Origin of the sequence: Algoriphagus sp. 4150 (assembly GCF_031457395.1) — a bacterium.
Taxonomy (GTDB): Bacteria; Bacteroidota; Bacteroidia; order Cytophagales; family Cyclobacteriaceae; genus Algoriphagus.
Genome location: NZ_JAVDWS010000006.1, coordinates 84,074 through 102,603, shown reverse-complemented (window position 1 = coordinate 102,603; position 18,530 = coordinate 84,074). Strand labels below are relative to the sequence as shown.

At 42.5% G+C, this 18,530-nt stretch carries 15 protein-coding genes; 5 read left to right on the top strand and 10 right to left on the bottom strand.

The features are described from left to right. Positions 1–110 precede the first annotated feature (110 nt). Entirely contained in the window at positions 111–2,231 is a 2,121-nt protein-coding gene (locus J2X69_RS10565; RefSeq protein ID WP_310102747.1) for a PQQ-binding-like beta-propeller repeat protein, read from the top strand. Positions 2,232–2,329: 98 nt separating this feature from the next. Here J2X69_RS10565 and J2X69_RS10560 read toward each other — a convergent pair whose 3' ends face one another. From J2X69_RS10560 to J2X69_RS10515, 10 genes are all read right to left on the bottom strand, one after another. Next, on the bottom strand, positions 2,330–2,740 hold the full coding sequence (locus J2X69_RS10560) for a DoxX family protein (RefSeq protein ID WP_310102744.1): 411 nt from the start codon (positions 2,738–2,740) through the stop codon (positions 2,330–2,332). A gap of 160 nt (positions 2,741–2,900) precedes the next feature. Continuing rightward, the gene (locus tag J2X69_RS10555) at positions 2,901–3,620 is read right to left on the bottom strand and encodes a sugar transferase (protein ID WP_310102741.1); all 720 of its coding nucleotides are present in this window, start codon (positions 3,618–3,620) and stop codon (positions 2,901–2,903) included. A 175-nt stretch (positions 3,621–3,795) separates the two neighbouring features. Beyond that, on the bottom strand, positions 3,796–4,713 hold the full coding sequence (locus J2X69_RS10550; RefSeq protein WP_310102738.1) for a glycosyltransferase family A protein: 918 nt from the start codon (positions 4,711–4,713) through the stop codon (positions 3,796–3,798). A 9-nt stretch (positions 4,714–4,722) separates the two neighbouring features. Further along, complete coding sequence (locus J2X69_RS10545; RefSeq protein WP_310102735.1) at positions 4,723–6,423, bottom strand: right-handed parallel beta-helix repeat-containing protein; 1,701 nt, start codon at positions 6,421–6,423, stop codon at positions 4,723–4,725. A 64-nt stretch (positions 6,424–6,487) separates the two neighbouring features. After that, on the bottom strand, positions 6,488–7,489 hold the full coding sequence (locus tag J2X69_RS10540; protein ID WP_310102733.1) for a glycosyltransferase family 1 protein: 1,002 nt from the start codon (positions 7,487–7,489) through the stop codon (positions 6,488–6,490). Beyond that, positions 7,486–8,703 carry an O-antigen ligase family protein gene (locus J2X69_RS10535; RefSeq protein ID WP_310102730.1) on the bottom strand — a complete coding sequence of 406 codons (1,218 nt, stop codon included), beginning with the start codon at positions 8,701–8,703 and terminating at the stop codon, positions 7,486–7,488. Before J2X69_RS10535 ends, J2X69_RS10540 begins: the two co-directional genes overlap by 4 nt. Continuing rightward, a complete protein-coding gene (locus J2X69_RS10530) occupies positions 8,700–9,911 on the bottom strand; it encodes a glycosyltransferase family 4 protein (protein ID WP_310102728.1) in 1,212 nt (403 codons plus the stop codon). The genes J2X69_RS10535 and J2X69_RS10530 overlap by 4 nt, the downstream gene beginning before the upstream one ends. Before the next feature lie 28 nt (positions 9,912–9,939). Next, on the bottom strand, positions 9,940–11,010 hold the full coding sequence (locus tag J2X69_RS10525; protein ID WP_310102725.1) for a glycosyltransferase: 1,071 nt from the start codon (positions 11,008–11,010) through the stop codon (positions 9,940–9,942). A gap of 5 nt (positions 11,011–11,015) precedes the next feature. After that, a complete protein-coding gene (locus J2X69_RS10520; protein WP_310102723.1) occupies positions 11,016–11,960 on the bottom strand; it encodes a glycosyltransferase family 2 protein in 945 nt (314 codons plus the stop codon). Further along, a complete protein-coding gene (locus tag J2X69_RS10515; RefSeq protein WP_310102721.1) occupies positions 11,947–13,494 on the bottom strand; it encodes a hypothetical protein in 1,548 nt (515 codons plus the stop codon). Before J2X69_RS10515 ends, J2X69_RS10520 begins: the two co-directional genes overlap by 14 nt. 226 nt (positions 13,495–13,720) lie before the next feature. Here J2X69_RS10515 and J2X69_RS10510 point away from each other — a divergent pair, with 226 nt between their 5' ends. From J2X69_RS10510 to J2X69_RS10495, 4 genes are all read left to right on the top strand, one after another. Next, positions 13,721–14,914 (top strand): polysaccharide pyruvyl transferase family protein, encoded by a 1,194-nt coding sequence (locus J2X69_RS10510; protein WP_310102719.1) that lies wholly within the window; start codon positions 13,721–13,723, stop codon positions 14,912–14,914. A 106-nt stretch (positions 14,915–15,020) separates the two neighbouring features. Beyond that, on the top strand, positions 15,021–16,166 hold the full coding sequence (locus tag J2X69_RS10505; RefSeq protein WP_310102718.1) for an ATP-binding protein: 1,146 nt from the start codon (positions 15,021–15,023) through the stop codon (positions 16,164–16,166). Positions 16,167–16,517: 351 nt separating this feature from the next. Further along, a complete protein-coding gene (gene argB, locus J2X69_RS10500; protein ID WP_310102716.1) occupies positions 16,518–17,333 on the top strand; it encodes an acetylglutamate kinase in 816 nt (271 codons plus the stop codon). Between the two features lie 3 nt (positions 17,334–17,336). Continuing rightward, positions 17,337–18,530 (top strand): aspartate aminotransferase family protein, encoded by a 1,194-nt coding sequence (locus tag J2X69_RS10495; protein WP_310102714.1) that lies wholly within the window; start codon positions 17,337–17,339, stop codon positions 18,528–18,530.

The following is an 18,530-nucleotide window of genomic DNA, read 5'->3' as shown; positions in this document are numbered from 1 at the left end:
AAAGGGATTTACAAAACCGTTTTTCTTTTGTCTGGCGGTGAAATTGTTTGTCTGTGATCTTTGCTCAGATTTCCCGATATTTTGCTTTCAAACCCTACTTAACCTATTTTATGAAAGCTTTCCTCAAAGTTCTCTGTGGCTTACTTTTACTTTTTTCGGCCTGTCAATCCAAAGCCCCCGAAATCGATTACACCGATTGGTCGCACTATGGAGGTCCGGAAGATGGTTCTCGATATTCATCATTGGTACAAATCACCAAAGAAAATGTTTCCCAACTGGAAGTGGCTTGGACATATCATACAGGTGATGCCACTGAGCGCTCGCAGATCCAGTGTCAGCCAATCGTAATCAATGGGTTGCTTTACGGCTCCACGCCTACGTTGAATGTTTTCGCCGTCAATGCGGCCACCGGGGAGAAGGTTTGGAGATTTAATCCGTTTGAAGTGTTAGGCGGGGAAAATTCCTGGGCGGGTACCAATCGGGGTGTCAGCTATTGGGAGGATGGAGAAGATAAACGGATACTTTTTGGAGCAGGGAATTGGCTGATGGCTGTAGATGCCGATACAGGAGATCCTATTCCGAGCTTTGGAGATGAGGGGAAAGTTGACTTGAGAAAAGAGTTGGATTCGGATCGGGAAGATTTTTTGATTGTGGCAAATGCTCCGGGTGTGGTGTATGGGGATTTGTTGATTATTGGGATGCGACTGTCTGAAGGATTGGATGCAGCTCCTGGACACATTCGGGCTTATAATATCCGAACAGGTGCGCGGGAATGGATTTTTCATACTATCCCACAAGAAGGAGAGCATGGGTATGACACTTGGGACCCGGCGTATATCAAACAGATCGGCGGGGCAAATAATTGGGCCGGTATGACCGTGGATCAGAAGCGGGGAATTGTCTTTGTGCCAACAGGATCAGCTACCTATGATTTTTGGGGTGGTTATCGTAAAGGGGATAATCTTTATGCAAATTCCTTAATTGCCCTGAACGCTGAGACGGGGGAGAGAATCTGGCATTTTCAGGGCGTTCATCATGATGTGTGGGATCGGGATTTTCCTGCAAATCCCAATTTAATTCGAATTCAGAAGGATGGAAAATGGATAGATGCTGTGGCTCAGATTTCCAAACAAGGCATGACCTACGTGTTTGACCGGGAGACTGGCCAGCCGGTATGGGATATCGTGGAAACTCCGGTCACCCAATCTGTCATGCCCGGGGAATATACATCTCCTACACAGCCAATCCCGACATTTCCGGAACCCTTTATGGATATGCTGTTTGATGAGAACAGTGTTCTTAGCCTTCGTTGGGACTGGGAAGCTGATATCAGAACGCAATTGGAGGGGGCGATATATGGAGACACCTGGGCTCCTCCACATCCTGATCAACCTGTTGTCCTTTTTCCCGGAATGGATGGCGGGGGTGAATGGGGTGGCGCTGCATTTGATCCCACCACCCAGACTTTATATGTGAATGCAAATCAAATTCCCTGGATAATAGGAATGACTCCCAATGCCGATTTTGAGAATGTGGGAAAATCCGTTTACACAAATTATTGCGGTAATTGTCATGGGCTGGAGCGAAAAGGAAATCCCCCAACCATTCCGGATTTGCTGGATGTGAAGGAAAAATACACCTACGATTCACTGGATCAATTGCTTAGAAAAGGGAGAGGGGCAATGCCTGCTTTCGCACATATATCAAATGAAAACAGAAAAGTTCTGTTGGAATATTTACTGGATAAAGCACCTGATGCCGAAGGGGATAAGCAGGAAATGGAGGGCGAATCACCTCTGCTTTACCCGCGATACTATATGGATGGTTATAAGAAACTGGTAACTAAAGAGGGACTGTATGGATCCAATCCACCCTGGGGACTTTTGACTGCGCTCGATATGAATACGGGTAAGAAAAAATGGCAAGTCCCTTTGGGAGAGATTGATTCGCTGAGCGCCCAAGGCTTTGCTCCTACAGGTACAGAGAATTATGGAGGACCGGTGGCGACAGCCGGGGGACTGTTATTTATAGCGGCTACAAAAGATGAGAAGATCAGGGCTTTCGATAAGGAAACGGGTCAAATTCTCTGGGAAGCCAAACTTCCTGCTTCCGGGCATGCGACTCCCGCTGTCTATGAAATAGATGGTAGGCAATTCCTTGTTATAGCCTGTGGAGGTGGAAAAGGCACTAAAAGCGGTGATGCGTATGTGGCTTATACCTTGCCAAATTAGTGCAGGGCCTATAGCTTTTTAGAATTCTTTATAAATTAGAAAAACCCCAGAGCATGTCATAGATTGATCTGCTATCCTTACGGAGTGCATTTTTTCTATCAATTTTTATAAAAAACGGATTTGCGGTTGCTGAATCCATCAATGGAGAATTTTCCTGCTCCAAAAATCAAAATTCCGAGGAAAACGACAAAATAAAGCAGGGGAAGTTCTTTTTTGCCAAAAGGATCTGCTGCATGGGCAATCAAAGCAGCAGTAAGCATTGTGACCATCAAAGGGACAGTTGCCAGCCGTGTTTTAAAGCCAATCATAATCAAAATTGAACAAACAACTTCTGCAAACACAGCAAGTGAAAGTGAAGCTACAGAACCAATCCCAAGGAAATCCATAAACTTGATCGGCTCATCTCCGATTAACCGCATAAGTTTCGGGTACCCGTGGGTCAACATCATCCCTCCGGCTCCGAGTCTCATGATCAATAGCCCTATGTCTTCAATTACAGTTTTCTTCATCTTATACCTGTTTAATTACATCATCTAAAATAGAATTTGATAGTTAGAATTATAGGGTGTTTTACATGACCTGCGTATTTTTGTTATGATTAAGCACAAAAAAAATCGACAGCCGAAGTGACTGCCGATTTTATATGTTCGACTGACTAATGATATTAACTTACTTACCTTTTTTATTGATCATAGTCATCACGGTCTGGCCTATAATGTTTAAGTCAGTCAATAAATTCACGCTGCCCAAATACTTCAAATCCAGAAGTACTCGCTGACACATTTCTTCTACAGTCTCCGCATAGCCATAATCAACCTGACCGATAGATGTAATTCCAGGTCGGATAGTAAGCAATTGTACATACTGTGGCTGTCTTGCTACAATCTGCTTAATGAAATGAGCACGCTCTGGTCTAGGTCCTACTACAGACATGTCGCCAACTAGTACATTAAAGAACTGTGGAAGCTCATCCAAGTGTGTTTTTCTCATGAAATTACCCCATTTGGTAATTCTTGGATCATTGTCAGTGGTCAATTGTGGTCCGTTCACTTCGGATTCTACAATCATACTTCTGAATTTATAGATATTGAATGGAGAACCGTTTTTACCTATTCTTTCCTGCTTGTAGAAGACAGGGCCTTTAGATGTAAGCTTCGTAATCAACATTAAGGTAAGGAATACAGGCAAACCTGCTAGAATTGCTACTGAAGAAAACAGGATGTCAAATGATCTTTTTGCAATTCCGGTAGTTAATTCTATACCTTCATTTACTGTCTGGGATACTGAACTTCTAGAAATGTTCGTTAAAGTAAAAAGGTTAGGGATAATACTTCCCGATTGGTAGCCTTTGAAAACAATTTCTTGTTGATGTGATGAATTACGTATCATTGGTTTAGTATTTTAAAGTCAAACATTGTCGTGCTAAGTGTTATTCAATAGGAATGCCAAGCAGAAAGAAGCCTTTTAGAGCTATTTGGAGACTTTTTGGGATGTTGTTAACATTAATTATGGGGAGTGTGTCCCCACATTGCGAGAGTTATTACCTGAGGGGCTAGTTATTATGTCAGGCTTTTCCCCAATATGCTTTTGTCATGGAGAATGACTTTCGGAGTTCAACTGGGAGTGTTTGGTAATGAAGTCCTAGTTTATAACCAAGTAATTTAGCTCCTGTAGCAATCAGGCATTTTGGGATCAAAAGTGGATTCTGTTTGAAAGTATAATTGAGTTCTGATTTGAGATACTTAAACCCCTCACCTTCTGCTCTGCCAAATTTCTCGAAGATCCATTGGTTGTTAACGTGGAATACCCCGATGTCAAAATACCTTTTGAATTCTTCAATGGCTGAATAATCATGTGAGTGGTATATTTTTGAATTCGAAAGGTACGCCATTTTCCATCCATCTAGCAACATTTTGCCTGCAATTAATACGTCCTCGCCTAAAATAGAGCCAGTTGGGAAGCCATTGACTGCAAAAAAAGCTGTTTTTCTATAGGCGGCGAAGGAATTCGAACAGGAAATAGTTCGGATTCCATAGCGATCAGCATCTTCCATACTCTTAACCCGTGACTCAGGAGGATAGTTAAAAAACCTTGCGTGGGTTTCCAGGATTTTCGCATTTTTGTGCGGAAGCTGACGGCCATAGACCATTCCCAATTCAGGATTTTCTTTCAAAGCCTCCACCATTACCGCAATAGCATCTGTCTCGGCAAGAATCGCGTCTTGGGTGAGAAACACAAATATATCTGCATCAGGAAAGGTTTCAACTGCCATTTGTCTAGTACCGCCATGATCAAAATCCTTCTTGTCAATCCTGATCAAGTCGCAGGTTCCTTCATTGATCAGATCCAATGTACCGTCAGTGGAACCGGAATCAATAATCACTAACCTAGAAATGGGATAACTTTGCCTAGCTACTCCGTCCAGTACTTCTTTCCAGATTTTCCCCGCATTTAGCGTGGGGATAAAAAGATTGACTTGCATAGCTTGAAATTAGTGTTTTGAAACTTCCACTCCCCCGTAATTTGCAGTTCCGGAAATGAGTTTTTCTTTTCCGATGGTAGCTTTGCCGTTCCCTATCAGGAGCACCGTCTCAGTGTTTTCTATTCCTCTATATTCATTTCCCACCAAAGTCAAATTTTGGGGGTAGTGACTTCGGAAGGCCTGATTTTCATCTCCGCCAGGGATGGATGTGATTATATTGTCTTTCACCACTAGCTCTTTTGAGTTATCATCAAAGATAGCAGTATTGGATGATTCAATCTGATTACTGATTATCCGGACGTTACTTGCGGTATTTCTGATGATGATAGCAGAAGAATTTTGACTTAAAATTGTGTTATTTTCCAAAAGCGCGTTGTCTGCTTTGGTGATTAGTATTGCTTGATTTTTAGAGTTGTTTTTAATTTGATTGCCTGTCAAATGCACATTTCCTGTCATGTTGAAATTGAAATTTGCATGGGTAAAGCTATTGTTTTCAACCACAAACTCATCTACCTGAATTCCGTTGGGCAAGGAAAGTGAACCAAGGTTATTCTCCCGGAGGTGGATTTTTTTCGCATTGGTATTTGCTATCAAATTGATGCTGCTGAATCTATTGTTATGCAAATGAAGTTCTTCCAGATCAAGCGTGATTTCAACTTGGTTGTCAGCCCAGTTTTCCTTCGCCAAAATCAATCCACAGCTTTCCACGTAGATCGCAGGACGATTGTTTTTGTAAGCTTCGTTTTTATAGATCGTTACGTTGGACACATTAATCAACGTGACTATGCCGGAGCCATCGGGAGTAGATTGGTTTTTTACAAAACCATTTCCACAGGCTATATTTTTAACGATCAAACACTCTATGTCCTTAGCTTTTTCTTTGGACCGGTTGTTAATGTCTATTGCGTCGGAAGCATTCTCGTCCATAATATTGTTGGAAAAAGTGTAATCTTTTTCCTTGCCGGAACCTCCAAAAGCTACCTGTATCGCGGACATGCCATTATGGTGAATCACATTATTCGACACGTCGACTTTTTCACTACCGTGAATAAAAACACCATTTTCTCCATTCTTATAAATCTCAGAATCACGGACCGAAATGGAATGACTGGATAAAATCCGTACGCCTGTGCCCGGCTGATAACTGTGCGTTTCGGAGCGAGGCATTCCGAAATGATGGATCCTTGTGGTAGAAATGGCCACTTCACTCGACTCAAAAGTCATAATCCCGGGATAGGCCCTTCGCTTAGTAGAATCACCGGTTAGCTCAGTGTCGTAAATGTGGATTTGATGACTGTCCAAGAGATAAATCCCTTCATTTTTTGATTCTCCTTTCAGAGAAATACTCAGGTTCTTTACCTCCTTTCCCAAAATCAATGGGTTTGGAGAATTTTGCTTTTCTATAGAATATTCTCCTGCTTTGGCTGCCCCATGATGTTTGATGGTGCCCTCTGCAAGGATATTTACTCTGGATCTCAATAGAATTGTACGGACAAGGAATTGTCCCTCAGGGAAAAAAACGGTGTCTCCTTCGTTGGCTTGATCAATCACCTTTTGAATAGCTTCTGTTTGGTCACTGTCTGAATCAGCAGAAACTTCGAAGTCAAGCACATTGATTTTTTTTCCGCTTTCAGATAAATCAGTCTGGCCAATCGCCAAAACAGGCAGCGCAAAAAGAAGTAAAAGGAATAATTGAATATGTCTAATCATAATAACTTTAGTTATGAATTCACTGGTTAATAGCTGCGATCCCGAAGGGGATGGTTACTATGGGCTAGAAACTTTTTGATAAAATGGTGTCCCAAGTTTCCTTAGCCGTTTTTTCCCAGCTAAATTCCCGGGCCCGCTCTAGTCCTTTAAGCACGCATTCTACATAGAAAACCTCATCATTCACGAGTTTCTCTATCCCGGTCTGGATGGCAGAAACTTCTGTGGGATCCACGCAAAGTGCAGCACCCCCGGCGATTTCCGGAAGTGAGCTGGTAGATGAAGTCAATACCGGAGTGCCCGAGGCCATGGATTCGATGACTGGTAGACCAAATCCTTCCATCAGTGAGGCAAATAAAGTAGCATGTGCGCCTTTGTACAGCTTGGGTAAATCCTGTTCTTCTATAAAACCCAAAAACCGAACCCTTTTCTGAATTCCAAGGCTGTTGATCAACGGTTCAAGTTCAGAGTCGGGATTTCCGGAGAGGTAAAACATGAACTCATTCGGGATCTTTGCATTGGCAAAGGCGGTGAGCATAGCAGGTATATTCTTGTTTTTTCGGCGGTTTCCTACATACAGAAAATAAGGGTGATCACTTTCATATTCTTCGTTATTTTCGAGAAAATGACCGTCTACTCCATTATAGATTACCTTTATTAAGGCATCAGGGATTCCGAGGATATCCACCAGTTGGTTTTTGCTGAAATGAGAAACAGTGATGATTTTCTGTGCTTTCTTTGCCAGTCTGGCAATGATCTGCTCATAATAGATCTTATGCAGCTTCGAGTAGTAGAATAAATGCATTAAATCGTGCACCGTGAAAATGAAAGGAATCTTCGAAAAAGCAGGCGGCATAAAAGAGGGACTGTAGAAAACATCCGCATTTGACTTCTTTATTTCCTCACCCAGCATCAAAGGTGTCAGTAAATTTCCCAAGCCCATTTTGCTTTCTACATATTCGTAGGAAAGTGCGCTTGGGGCATAGTTGATTACTTCCTGATACAATCTTCCGATTCCTGTGTTTCCGGCCCAGCGACTGTCAATTAGGATTGTTTTTTCACTTTTCATAGGCTGGGTTTTACGTTTTTGAAGTTGACCGTAGACTGGGTGCCAATCAGGTAAATCAGGCAGAAATACATGACCACATCGTTGTCATATCCGGAATAAAGGATCATCATAATAGCGATGATCGGTAAGAAAAGGATCGTCCAAAATTTAATACCGGATGTTTTGCGGTAGCAGTCTCTTACGAACCAAAACAAAAAAGCCAGAAAGGAAATGAATCCTACAACGCCCATTTCTAGGTAAGTGGAGAGAAAGGTATTGTGAATATGAGGTTCGCCCCTGTAGAATTGAGCATACTTTTCAAGAAATCCGGGGGCACTTAGAAATCCGTTTCCCAAGGGAGAAATTGTGTCAAAGTGATCAAAAAATGCCGTCCAATACACCAAACGAATCCCCATACCGTCATTGGAGGAAGTCAGAGAGTCTACTCTAATTATTTTTTGGAGGACAAATGGCAGAGCTATGGCGATCAAAACCAGCAAGCTGATTTTCCATTTTCTATCTACAGAAACCCAGACCAGCACGAATACGGCTAGTATCAATGCCACAATGGGCGTACGGGAAAGGCTCAGAAATGCGATAACAAAAACAAAGGCAATTCTTCGGAGGAAGAGCTGGCTTTTTACCACTATGGGAATGCAGATGAAAGAAAAACCCATCAAGGCAATTCTGGCACCAAACATATTTTTGTCATCCAATCCCCAGTAATAGAGCGATTCCCGGTAAAGTGAGCTTGCTTGTCCTGAGGAATCACTTCCTGTGATCAATTTGAAATCATAGGCTTGGTGATAGATCAAAAGTTGCACCAGTGATAAGGTGAGCACACCTAGAAGTGCCAAATCCAGCTTAGCGATTAGGGATTCATTGTCTCTGGAACCAAGCCAATTAATTGCAAAAAAGAGGTAGATATAATTGGTGACTAGTTTGATGATATTCGTCAAAGCGAGAGGTTCTCCCGGGTAATGGATAAGGTAGCTCACTACTGCATAGCTGCTGAAAACAGCCAGAGCGATGGACCAATTTGGGAAATTCAACTTCGGAGTTTCTCTATAGAAAAAATATGAGCTGATCAAAAAAATCGGCGGATAAACTTTCACCGGCAGAAATATGCAAATCAAGGAAATCAAAAACAGGGATTCTGCGATTGATATAGCTTTCCAGTCATTCCCTTCAAGCGTAGCCGCTTTGTTGGCAAGTGTAGTTTGAGGAGCGTTCATTTCGAAACTTCAAGTTTGGGCCTTTGCAAAGCCTGCATCAATACGGATTCGTATTCAGCGATCATCCGATCGGCATCCAAAATGGAAGCCACAGACGCCCGGGCATCAGTGCTAAATTGATTGTATAGCTCAGGATTTTCATAGAGCTTGTTCATTGCCTTGCTCAGCGAGTCAGGTTTATTGTCGTAGCAATACAGTCCATTGACTCCGTCTTTTACCGTCTCTTGCAGTCCTCCTCTTTTATTTGCGATTACAGGAACGTGATTGGCCAAAGCTTCGATCGCTACCATTCCGAGTGGTTCTTCCCATAGTGAAGGGACAACCAAAACGTCAATATCTGCAAGGAATTCAGTGGAATTTACATAACCTACAAACGCTGTCGAACTGTCGGAGGAAATTTCTTTCAGGTGCTGTTCGTATGCCGTATCCCCTTTTCCCGCGATACTCAAACTTGCATTGAAATCCAGTTTCTTAAACTGCTCAATCAGCCATTCCAATCCTTTCACTTTAGAAAGAGTCCCTAAATAGCCAAATCTTATAGGTTGTCCTGCCTGACGGGGAAATTTAAGTTTCGGAGCAGGGACGGTACGGGTATTATAAATAATATTTTTGGAAGCGTTAGCAAAATATCCAAAGTCTATAAATCGTTGCAAAATACTGTTACTGATACCCACTACAGCCGAAATTTGCTGGGATGCTTCTGCGTGATTATTGCGTAAAAGTTTGCAACTGAAGCATTGGTTTTCGCAAGTCTGCTCGTTTTTAAACATGTTGCTATTGGGGCAAAGCAAGTACAGATCATGTAAAACCTGCACTATAGGGATTCCTGCCTTATGAATCGGAGTCCAGACTGCAGCAGACCATCCTGCAAGATTATGACAAGAGACTATATCGGGTTTTTCGGTATCTATTATTTCTTCCACGACCTTGGCCATTGCCTCATTTGATTGGTCACGGTAGTGCCAGGCAAGTCGGGAAAGTTTATTTTTTTTGGCTTTTGAATAAGGCCAATAGGCATTTTGCAGCCCAGCTCTATATACTGTTACTCCATCTACCTGTTCTTTTTTCAGTCCTTTCTCCGGCATCAGACTCAAGACCACTACCTCGTGGCCCAAAGACTTCATTCCTTCCACGATTAGCTTCAGGGAAATCTCCGCGCCACCTTCGATCAGTGGGCTGTAGAGAGAATTGATGTACACTATTTTCATGTATTGCTTTTGATGAAAAAAAGGATGTTTACTGTAATAAGCTTCCGTAGAGTTCAACTAATCGATGGACTACTTCTTGTTTATTGTTGTTTTTAAGAACCAGGTTCTGCATTCTATGACCTTTCTCGATCAGTGAATTAGAATCATTTTGATGGAGTTTTATAGCTGTTTTAATTTGTTTTTCCAGAGCTTCTAAGTGTTCTGATTCGGTGCTATAACTATAATCAAATACGTCTTCACCGGCATCTAAATCATCAATGGTGCCAATTCTCGGACAGATTACTGTTCTCCCATACGAAAATCCCAAAATGACAGTTCCCGAATTCAGACTGCTTTCCAGCGAATAAGGGAGAATAAGTAAGTCTGATTGATGAATATAGTTGGGTAGTTCCTCGTCCGGAATAAATTTCAGATCCAGAGAAATATTGTCGGCACCCTGTGCTGACTTCTCCAACTCTTCCCTGTAAGAGGAGGAATTCGGATTTCCTGCTACAGTCAACTGAACTTCCTCGCTGAATCTTTTTGCCACCTCTATAAGCAATTCAATGTTTTTATAGGGTTTAATTGCTCCCAGAAAAAGAAGTTTTAGCGGGGATGATCTGTTTTCCCGGTCTTCAGGAATCATTGGCCCATATACATCCATAAAGTCAGGATGAGGGATGTGGACGATTTTTGCCTGTAAAGTTGGATATTGGCCGCGCAAAATCTCTTCCGATACTGCCGAATGAATCACAACCGCATGGGCCTGTGATACCAACTTTCGGGTGAGTGCCCGACTCAGTTTCCCGGACTTTTTCTCGTGGGAAAGCCTGTTATGCATGGTCCAAACCAGCTTCTTCTTTCCGAATTTTACGGCTGCCAAAACTACCAGTTTCCTGAAATAGCTCTTCCACATGCTTTGCCGACTACTATCGTCCAGGTTTTCAAACCAGTTCAAATGAACCAGTTGGATGGAGCGGAAATGTTCTCCGGAGGATAAGAAATCATCCAGTTTGCTTACGTCAAAGCCGTGCTTTTCAAGTCCATTTACCAGAATGGCGATGTATTGGTTTTCCTTGTTTTCACAGGGATTGAAGATGATTTTGGTGGATGGGGTCATCGGCATCAAGAGCGGTTTTTATTTATGCTTTTCGCCAGCGAAACTCCAATGTCCTTAATTGAAAGTCCGAACCGAACCCTGTTATTCATCCAGATTTTTGCTTTTTCCACAGGATTACTGCGCATGGACAGCATCATCGTGTAAAGCTTCTTTTGGTGCATGTAGTTGCCTAGCTCTTTCAGCAAGTGCTCATAAATCACCTTGTCCGAAGAATGAGGCGGGTTGGTTTTCATGAATTGGTCCAGCCACTCGGCATAACTCAGATCCGCCATCATCTTATGCAGATCATTTCCCGTGGAAGTGATGGAGAGGCGATTGCTGCGGTACTCAAATACGGGCTTGTTGCTATGAGCAATACCCTTCCTTGCAGAAGCGATAAATGCCGTGATATCATCCGAACCCCAAGCCAATGGAAGCTTGTAGAAACCTCCTTGAGCCTTCAGAGCAGAAGTATTATACATATAGTCGGAGATGTAGTTGGATCGCAACTGACGCAGACGGTGCCAGATCGAGTCATAGACATATTCAAATGAGGGCAGTGCCGGGGTGAGCACCACATCGTTTCCATCGTCATCGATTATTTTGCTGCGGCAGTGATAGACATTTAGCGTGGGATAGCTATCGATCAGCTTGCCGAACTCGGCTAGGTAATCCGGTGCTAATCGGTCATCGTCACCCATTATGACGAGATATTCCCCAGTTGACAGTTCAAGGCATTTGTTCCAGTTATCCACCAAATCATAGGCTCCCACATTCTTCTCATTTTTGAAATAGTGGATTCTGGGATCGGAATTTCTCAAAACAATCTCTTCAACGGGCTCCGGCGAGCAATCATTCAAAATAATCAACTCGAAGTCCACAATCGTCTGGCCCAAGATACTGTCAATGCATTCTTGGAGGTATTTGCTCTTGTAGGCAGGAATACAAATCGAAAATTTATTCTTGCTCATTGGATGGTTTTCTTTTCAAAATTTTCGTGCGCAGAAATTCAATATCCGCGGCTTTAATGATAAACAGAAAGTGGAATGCGGCAAAAACTGTAGTGAAAATCACCGAAAGCACGACCATTCCAAGCAAACCTTCCGGTATTTCTGTCAATTTATTTACGCCAAAAGCAACTACAAATGCAACGATAGCACCCAAGACAGAAGGTGAAAAAGCACCGAAGAAAATCTTTTTGCTATCTAACTTTAGCACTTTAGGAATGTAATAAACATAGAAAAAACCGATTTGTATCAGCATATAGGCCAGATAGCCTATAACTGCCGCACCTACATTCAATGTAGGTGCCAGAACTACTGTGATCGGAATCGAGAGAATGCAAGCCGTAGCCGAGGAGTAGATCAAGAAGCGGGTTTTTCCTGAGGAAAGCACCAAGCTTGCCACCGGGGTATTGTGCATATTAAGTAGCACTGTGAGGAGCCAGATATTCAGCCAAACAGCCAAATGGAGGTAGTCTTTCCCCATATAGAGGAGAAGAATTGATTCGGAATTCAGCACCAGCAGAAATACGATAAAGCTGAGAAAGATTGAAATGTACCGGGTGGCGGTAAAAACCATTTTTTCCATTTTAGCGTGATTTCCCTCCTGATAGACTTTGGAGGCCGACGGCAGCAGCACCTGAAGGAAGATCGTCCCAAAGGAAATAATCAACATCGCAATGGTCTGTATCACACGGTAATCTGTCAGGACATCAATGCCCGAAGCGAATTTCGCCAGTAGGATAGGGCGCAGTTCATTTGCAGTCAGTTGGAAAAGTCCCATGAGAAATATCGCAGAACTGTAACCGATGATTTCTCTAAAAATCTTTCCATCCCATTTCGGCTTAAGAAGTTGTCCCAATGGAATAGGGAAAACCCGTAATTTGAAAATATTCAGAGGAATAGGAACCAATGTCGAAAGCGTGTAAAACAGGAAATAAACCGGTAATGACCACTTGAAATGTATGGCCGCGATCGCCACAATAAAGTTGAGCAAGCTGCTCACGACCGTCACCCGGTTCACATAACCCAGTTCGTCTTTGGCACTGAGTAATTGGATGATGACATTGGATAGCCAATTCAAAACTGTACTGGCTGAAAGTATGTACATCATGATCCGGTAGGTAGGGATCTGATCCGAATTTAGATTGAAGAAAAATTGGCCGTAATTGGCCATAAACATGAAAATCAGGGCGTTGATCAGCCCGATAGTACCATAGAAAATGATGCTGGAGCGAGAAGCTTTTCCGATGTTTTCCCAGTCAGCTTTAGCTTCCCACATGGAGAAAAAGCGCACAGAGCCCACGTTCATCCCCAAATCCATCAGTCTGAGATAGGCATTTAACGAGAAAGCTAAGGCGATCAATCCATAGTCTGCTTTCCCATAATAGCCTACCAATAGGGGGATGGTTACAAACTTTGCAGCTGCATCCAGAATTTTGGCTAAAATTCCCCAGACTGAACCTGAAAAAATACGATTGACGGCAACTGGTTTGGTACTCAAAATAGCGTTTTGATAATTTTGTTCTGAATTTACGTCCTACTTACCAAAAATAGTTCCTGAGGTTAATTTCTCCGGATTTAAAATTAAGTATCTTTTTTGCAGGGAGTCTTTCGCACCATGCAAAAACAAGTTTCGAACTATGCTCTAGGCAAAGTCTGAGAGCTTTTGAGAATCAACCTAAGGGTCAGTAGACTTTGGTCTATGACTTACAATTTAAAACAAACACATGACAAAAGTCTTAATCATAGGAGCTTTCGACCGATACAATTACGGAGATTTACTTTTTCCATTGGTGATCGAAAGGCAATTGAGTTCATACGGGAAGGATTTCGAGTTTGAATATTTCGGATTGGTGGAGAGTGACCTGTCTAGTGTAGGCGGACTGCCTACCAAAGGTCTTCAGCAGTTTTATAAAGCATGCAATAATCCATCGGATCCCGCACATGTGATCATAGCAGGTGGCGAGGCATTGGGAGTGACTTGGAATTCGCTCTATGCTGCTTTGAATCCCCTTTTTCAGCGGATCAATAAAAGTCATGTAAAAGTCAACAAGGTGCTGGATTTGAACGCCTGGACCAAGAAAATCCTGAAAGGTAAGACAACCCTTCCTTTTGTGTTTGATAAATCTGATTTTGTGGGTGTGCAGTCTGTGACTTTGAATTCCTTGGGAGGTTCCGGTCTGAGTCCCGCAGTTTTTGAAAAATATGGTTTTCTTAAAGAAAAGCTTCAGAATGCAGATTATTTCGCGGTGAGAGATCAGTTGACAGTAGATAATTTGAAGAAAAGCGGAGTCCATGCCGATCTATTTCCTGATTCAGCCATCTTGATGTCGGAATTTTACCCGCTGGATTTTCTCAGAAAGAGAATCACTCCTGAAGTAGCGGAGTATGTGGAAAAACAGGCAGGGAAGTATGTTTTTGCGCAGATAAACAAGAAAACTACCCGAGGTCATGAGCAGGCAATTGCAGGCGGACTGGATGAGATTTATCAAAAAGGGAACACTGAAATCTGCCTCTGTCCTATCGGAAAGGCTTTGGATCATGACGACCATGAAGCCTTACAGGAATTGGGCGCGCTGATGAAAAGTCCTTATAGCTATTTTGATGCGGATAATATCTGGGACATCATGTATCTTATCGCCAATGCAAAATGCTATGTTGGAACGAGTTTGCATGGGGCGATTACGGCTTTAAGCTATGCCGTACCACATGTGGGATTGAAAGTAGAAAAACTCGGTGCTTATCTGGACACTTGGGGATTGGAGGGCAACCGGCGCTCGATTGAATTTACGGAGATCTATGATCAATTCTTGGTGGCGACAGCTGTATCGAAAGATGATTTGGAAGCTTCTAGGGATCGCCAATTTGCAGAAATCAAAAAGGGATTTGATAAGATGGTGAGGGTACTGGTAGGTGAGTAAATCACAGAATATGTATATAATCTGTGATCGTAATCACAAAAAATGCATGTAATTTGTGATTACAATCACAAAAATCATATTAAATTTGTGATTACATTTGTTTCACATGTCATCAGCCCCAATCGTAAGGACTATAATACCATCAATTAAGGAACGTTTGTTTCGGAATAAGGCTATATTGCTCTTAGGGCCACGGCAAGTTGGTAAAAGCACGCTATGTGAAACCATGCTGGCGGAAATAGCAGATCCACGCTTATATCTGAATGGGGATGAAGCTGATGTCCGGTCCGAACTTACTGATGTCTCTGCGGCTCGGCTTAAGAGCATTCTTGGAGATAATAAAATACTTTTTATTGATGAAGCTCAACGAATTCCAGGAATTGGGCTGACATTGAAAATAATCGTAGATCAGTTGAAAGATATCCAAGTTGTTGCGACGGGATCGTCCGCTTTTGATTTGGCAAATCTTTCTAACGAGCCCTTGACTGGACGTAAATTTGAATTTTTCTTATACCCTTTGAGTTTTGGGGAAATGGTTAATCATCATGGTTTGCTGGCAGAAAAACGCATGATTGAGCATAGAATGATTTATGGATGCTATCCTGAAATCGTAACGAATCCGGGAGAAGAAATGGAGCTTTTGAAGCTTCTGGCAGGAAGTTATCTTTACAAAGATCTGCTAATGCTGGAGCAAATTAAAAAACCTGTCTTGTTGGAGAAATTGCTCAAAGCTCTAGCTCTTCAGTTGGGCAGTGAAGTTAATTACCATGAACTTGCCCAAATAGTAGGTGCGGATAAGGTTACAGTAGAAAAATATATTGACCTACTGGAAAAAGCCTTTGTGATCTTTAGAGTTCCCGCGTACAATAGAAACGTGAGGACTGAATTGAAGAAAGGAAAAAAAATTTATTTCTATGACTGTGGAATTAGGAATGCGATTCTAGGAAATTTCAACCAACTGATCAACAGGACTGATTCTGGGGCACTTTGGGAGAATTATTTTCTCGTGGAACGCATGAAATACCAAGCCTATAAAAATGTGGATGCTAAGTACTATTTCTGGAGAACTACAGCTCAGCAGGAAATAGATTTTATTGAAGAAGTGGAAGGACAAATGATTGCAATAGAATGCAAGTGGAGTGATAAATCGAAAGTCAGGTTTTCCACAACGTTTACTGATGCATACCCTGAGTCTAAGCTAGAAGTACTTACTCCCAAAAACTTTGAGGGGATGTTAGGGTATCATCTTTAATAATTTACCCAATAATGAGTTTATTAAGGGGACTATAGTAGGAAGATTTGGGCCGGTGTTTTAGTGGGGTTTACTGACAGGCTGTCACCTTGCCAAGTCGGACAAGTATTTTTCATTTGACTTTTAAGAGTTTTTTGTTTTACTATTCCAATAACATCGTAGTATTCTGCAGGATATCCTCTTTCGGTACGAAGGTTGTTTGAGAGTAACGGGTTAAATAAGTTAAACCTGTATTTATCAAGTTCTCAACACTTAAAAACTGAAATTCAATTCTGATTTGTCTCCAATACCGTCTGTCCATATGGGAGAGCCTGATTTGGAAAAAGTCAATTTAATATAAAAAAAGTAGAAATGTCTAAGCAAAGAATTCTCATCAAATATGGTGGGAATGCGATGATAAACCCCCAGTTGCAGCAGGAAATTGCGGCACAGATTTTTAAACTTCAAGAAACAGGATGTGAAGTGATCATGGTACACGGGGGCGGGCCATTTATCAATAAAGCATTAGAAAAAGCAGCCATCAAATCACATTTTGTAGATGGTCTTAGGGTCACGGAGGCTACAGCTTTCGCAGAAATTCAAAAAGCCCTCATAGGAGAAGTCAATGCAGACTTGATCTCCAAGCTCAATCAAAACAAACTGAAAGCCATCGGTCTTTCCGGCAAGGATGCGGGAATGGTCCGGGCTAAAAAATATCTCCACACATCGGCTGATGGTAGAAGTGTGGATTTGGGCTTGGTGGGTGAAATCACCTCTATCGACAATAGCCTGATCAATCTGCTTTGCAAATCCGGGTATGTGCCTGTGGTCGCATGTATAGCCGATGGAGCCGATGGCACGTCATACAACATCAATGCGGATACGTTTGCGGGGAAACTGGCTGCTGCTGTGCATGCAGATCAGCTCATTATCCTGACAGATGTGGATGGGCTTTTTCTGAATTATCCGGATCCTGACTCGATTATCCATGAACTTAATGAACCTACCGTGAAGGCGCATATGGGAACTGCCATCCAAGGAGGAATGATCCCGAAGATTCAATCCTGCATGCTGGCTTTGAAAGAGGGGGTGGGAAAAGCCATCATTCTGAATGGCACCAAGCCTAAGCAGATCGCAGATTACGTGATCGACCATGAGAAAATTGGAACCACTTTGACACTACAATAGACTATGACGAATCAAGATTTATATACCAAAGACAAGGAGAACTATTTGCCAACATTCAATCGCTTTCCCTTGGCTTTTATCCAAGGAAAAGGAAGCAGGCTTTGGGATGCCGATGGGATGGAATACATTGATTTATTGGCCGGTATAGCCGTAACTAACGTGGGGCATTGCCACCCGAAAGTGGTAAAAGCGATTCAGGAGCAGGCTGCCCAGCTGATGCATATTTCCAATTTCTTCGTTAGTCCTCAGCAGGTTGCATTGAGTGAGTTGCTGGTGAAAATCTCAGGGCTGGATCGGGTTTTCCTCACTAATAGTGGAGCAGAGTCTGTGGAGGGAGCAATCAAAATCGCAAGAAGATATGCGCATAAACATGGAAAAGGCGGAAAAATCATTTCCATGCATAATTCCTTTCACGGGAGAACTTTAGCCACCATCGCTACCGGACAGGAGAAATATCAGCAGGGCTTTGGCCCTATCCCAACCGGTTTTGCACAGGTTCCTTTTAATGACCTATCAGCAGTGGAAGCAGTAATTGATGAAGATACTGCCGCTGTGATTGTGGAGCCGGTTCAAGGTGAAGGAGGAATAGTCCTTGCGGAAAAGACTTATTTGGAAGGATTGAGAAAGCTTTGTGATGAAAAAGGAGTTTTATTGATTTTTGATGAAATCCAGTGTGGCATCGGCCGAACCGGGAAATGGTTTGCAAAAGACCATTTTGGAGTGCAGCCTGATATCATGACTTTGGCCAAAGGTCTTGGGAGCGGAGCACCGATTGGGGCTGTACTTTGTAATCAGAAAGTGGCAAGTGCCATTGAATTTGGCGACCATGGGACAACTTTCGGAGGCAATCCACTGGTGGCAGCTTCGGCGATAGCGACTATTGAGGTGATCAATGAAGAGCAGCTTTGCAAGCGGGCGACTGAAACGAGCGAATGGCTGAGAGGTAAGCTGGCTGAGTTGATAGCAAAGCATGATGAACTGGAATCCGTCAGAGGTCTGGGCTTGATGCTTGGGATAAAAATGAGATCTGAAGCCAAGCCACTTGTATTGAGATTACTTGAAGAAGGGATTGTAGCCAATGCAACTGCCGGGAATATTTTGAGACTTGTGCCTGCACTTAATATCAGCAGGGATGAGCTGAATATTTTCCTTGAAAAACTTGATGAAATCTTGTCCAAAACCACAATCTCTGCCTAG

Excerpts from the sequence above, each read along its gene's own strand:
- J2X69_RS10565 (WP_310102747.1), top strand. The coding sequence starts at position 111 with ATGAAAGCTTTCCTCAAAGTTCTCTGTGGCTTACTTTTACTTTTTTCG.
- J2X69_RS10560 (WP_310102744.1), bottom strand. The coding sequence starts at position 2,740 with ATGAAGAAAACTGTAATTGAAGACATAGGGCTATTGATCATGAGACTC.
- J2X69_RS10555 (WP_310102741.1), bottom strand. The coding sequence starts at position 3,620 with ATGATACGTAATTCATCACATCAACAAGAAATTGTTTTCAAAGGCTAC.
- J2X69_RS10550 (WP_310102738.1), bottom strand. The coding sequence starts at position 4,713 with ATGCAAGTCAATCTTTTTATCCCCACGCTAAATGCGGGGAAAATCTGG.
- J2X69_RS10545 (WP_310102735.1), bottom strand. The coding sequence starts at position 6,423 with ATGATTAGACATATTCAATTATTCCTTTTACTTCTTTTTGCGCTGCCT.
- J2X69_RS10540 (WP_310102733.1), bottom strand. The coding sequence starts at position 7,489 with ATGAAAAGTGAAAAAACAATCCTAATTGACAGTCGCTGGGCCGGAAAC.
- J2X69_RS10535 (WP_310102730.1), bottom strand. The coding sequence starts at position 8,703 with ATGAACGCTCCTCAAACTACACTTGCCAACAAAGCGGCTACGCTTGAA.
- J2X69_RS10530 (WP_310102728.1), bottom strand. The coding sequence starts at position 9,911 with ATGAAAATAGTGTACATCAATTCTCTCTACAGCCCACTGATCGAAGGT.
- J2X69_RS10525 (WP_310102725.1), bottom strand. The coding sequence starts at position 11,010 with ATGACCCCATCCACCAAAATCATCTTCAATCCCTGTGAAAACAAGGAA.
- J2X69_RS10520 (WP_310102723.1), bottom strand. The coding sequence starts at position 11,960 with ATGAGCAAGAATAAATTTTCGATTTGTATTCCTGCCTACAAGAGCAAA.
- J2X69_RS10510 (WP_310102719.1), top strand. The coding sequence starts at position 13,721 with ATGACAAAAGTCTTAATCATAGGAGCTTTCGACCGATACAATTACGGA.
- J2X69_RS10505 (WP_310102718.1), top strand. The coding sequence starts at position 15,021 with ATGTCATCAGCCCCAATCGTAAGGACTATAATACCATCAATTAAGGAA.
- argB (WP_310102716.1), top strand. The coding sequence starts at position 16,518 with ATGTCTAAGCAAAGAATTCTCATCAAATATGGTGGGAATGCGATGATA.
- J2X69_RS10495 (WP_310102714.1), top strand. The coding sequence starts at position 17,337 with ATGACGAATCAAGATTTATATACCAAAGACAAGGAGAACTATTTGCCA.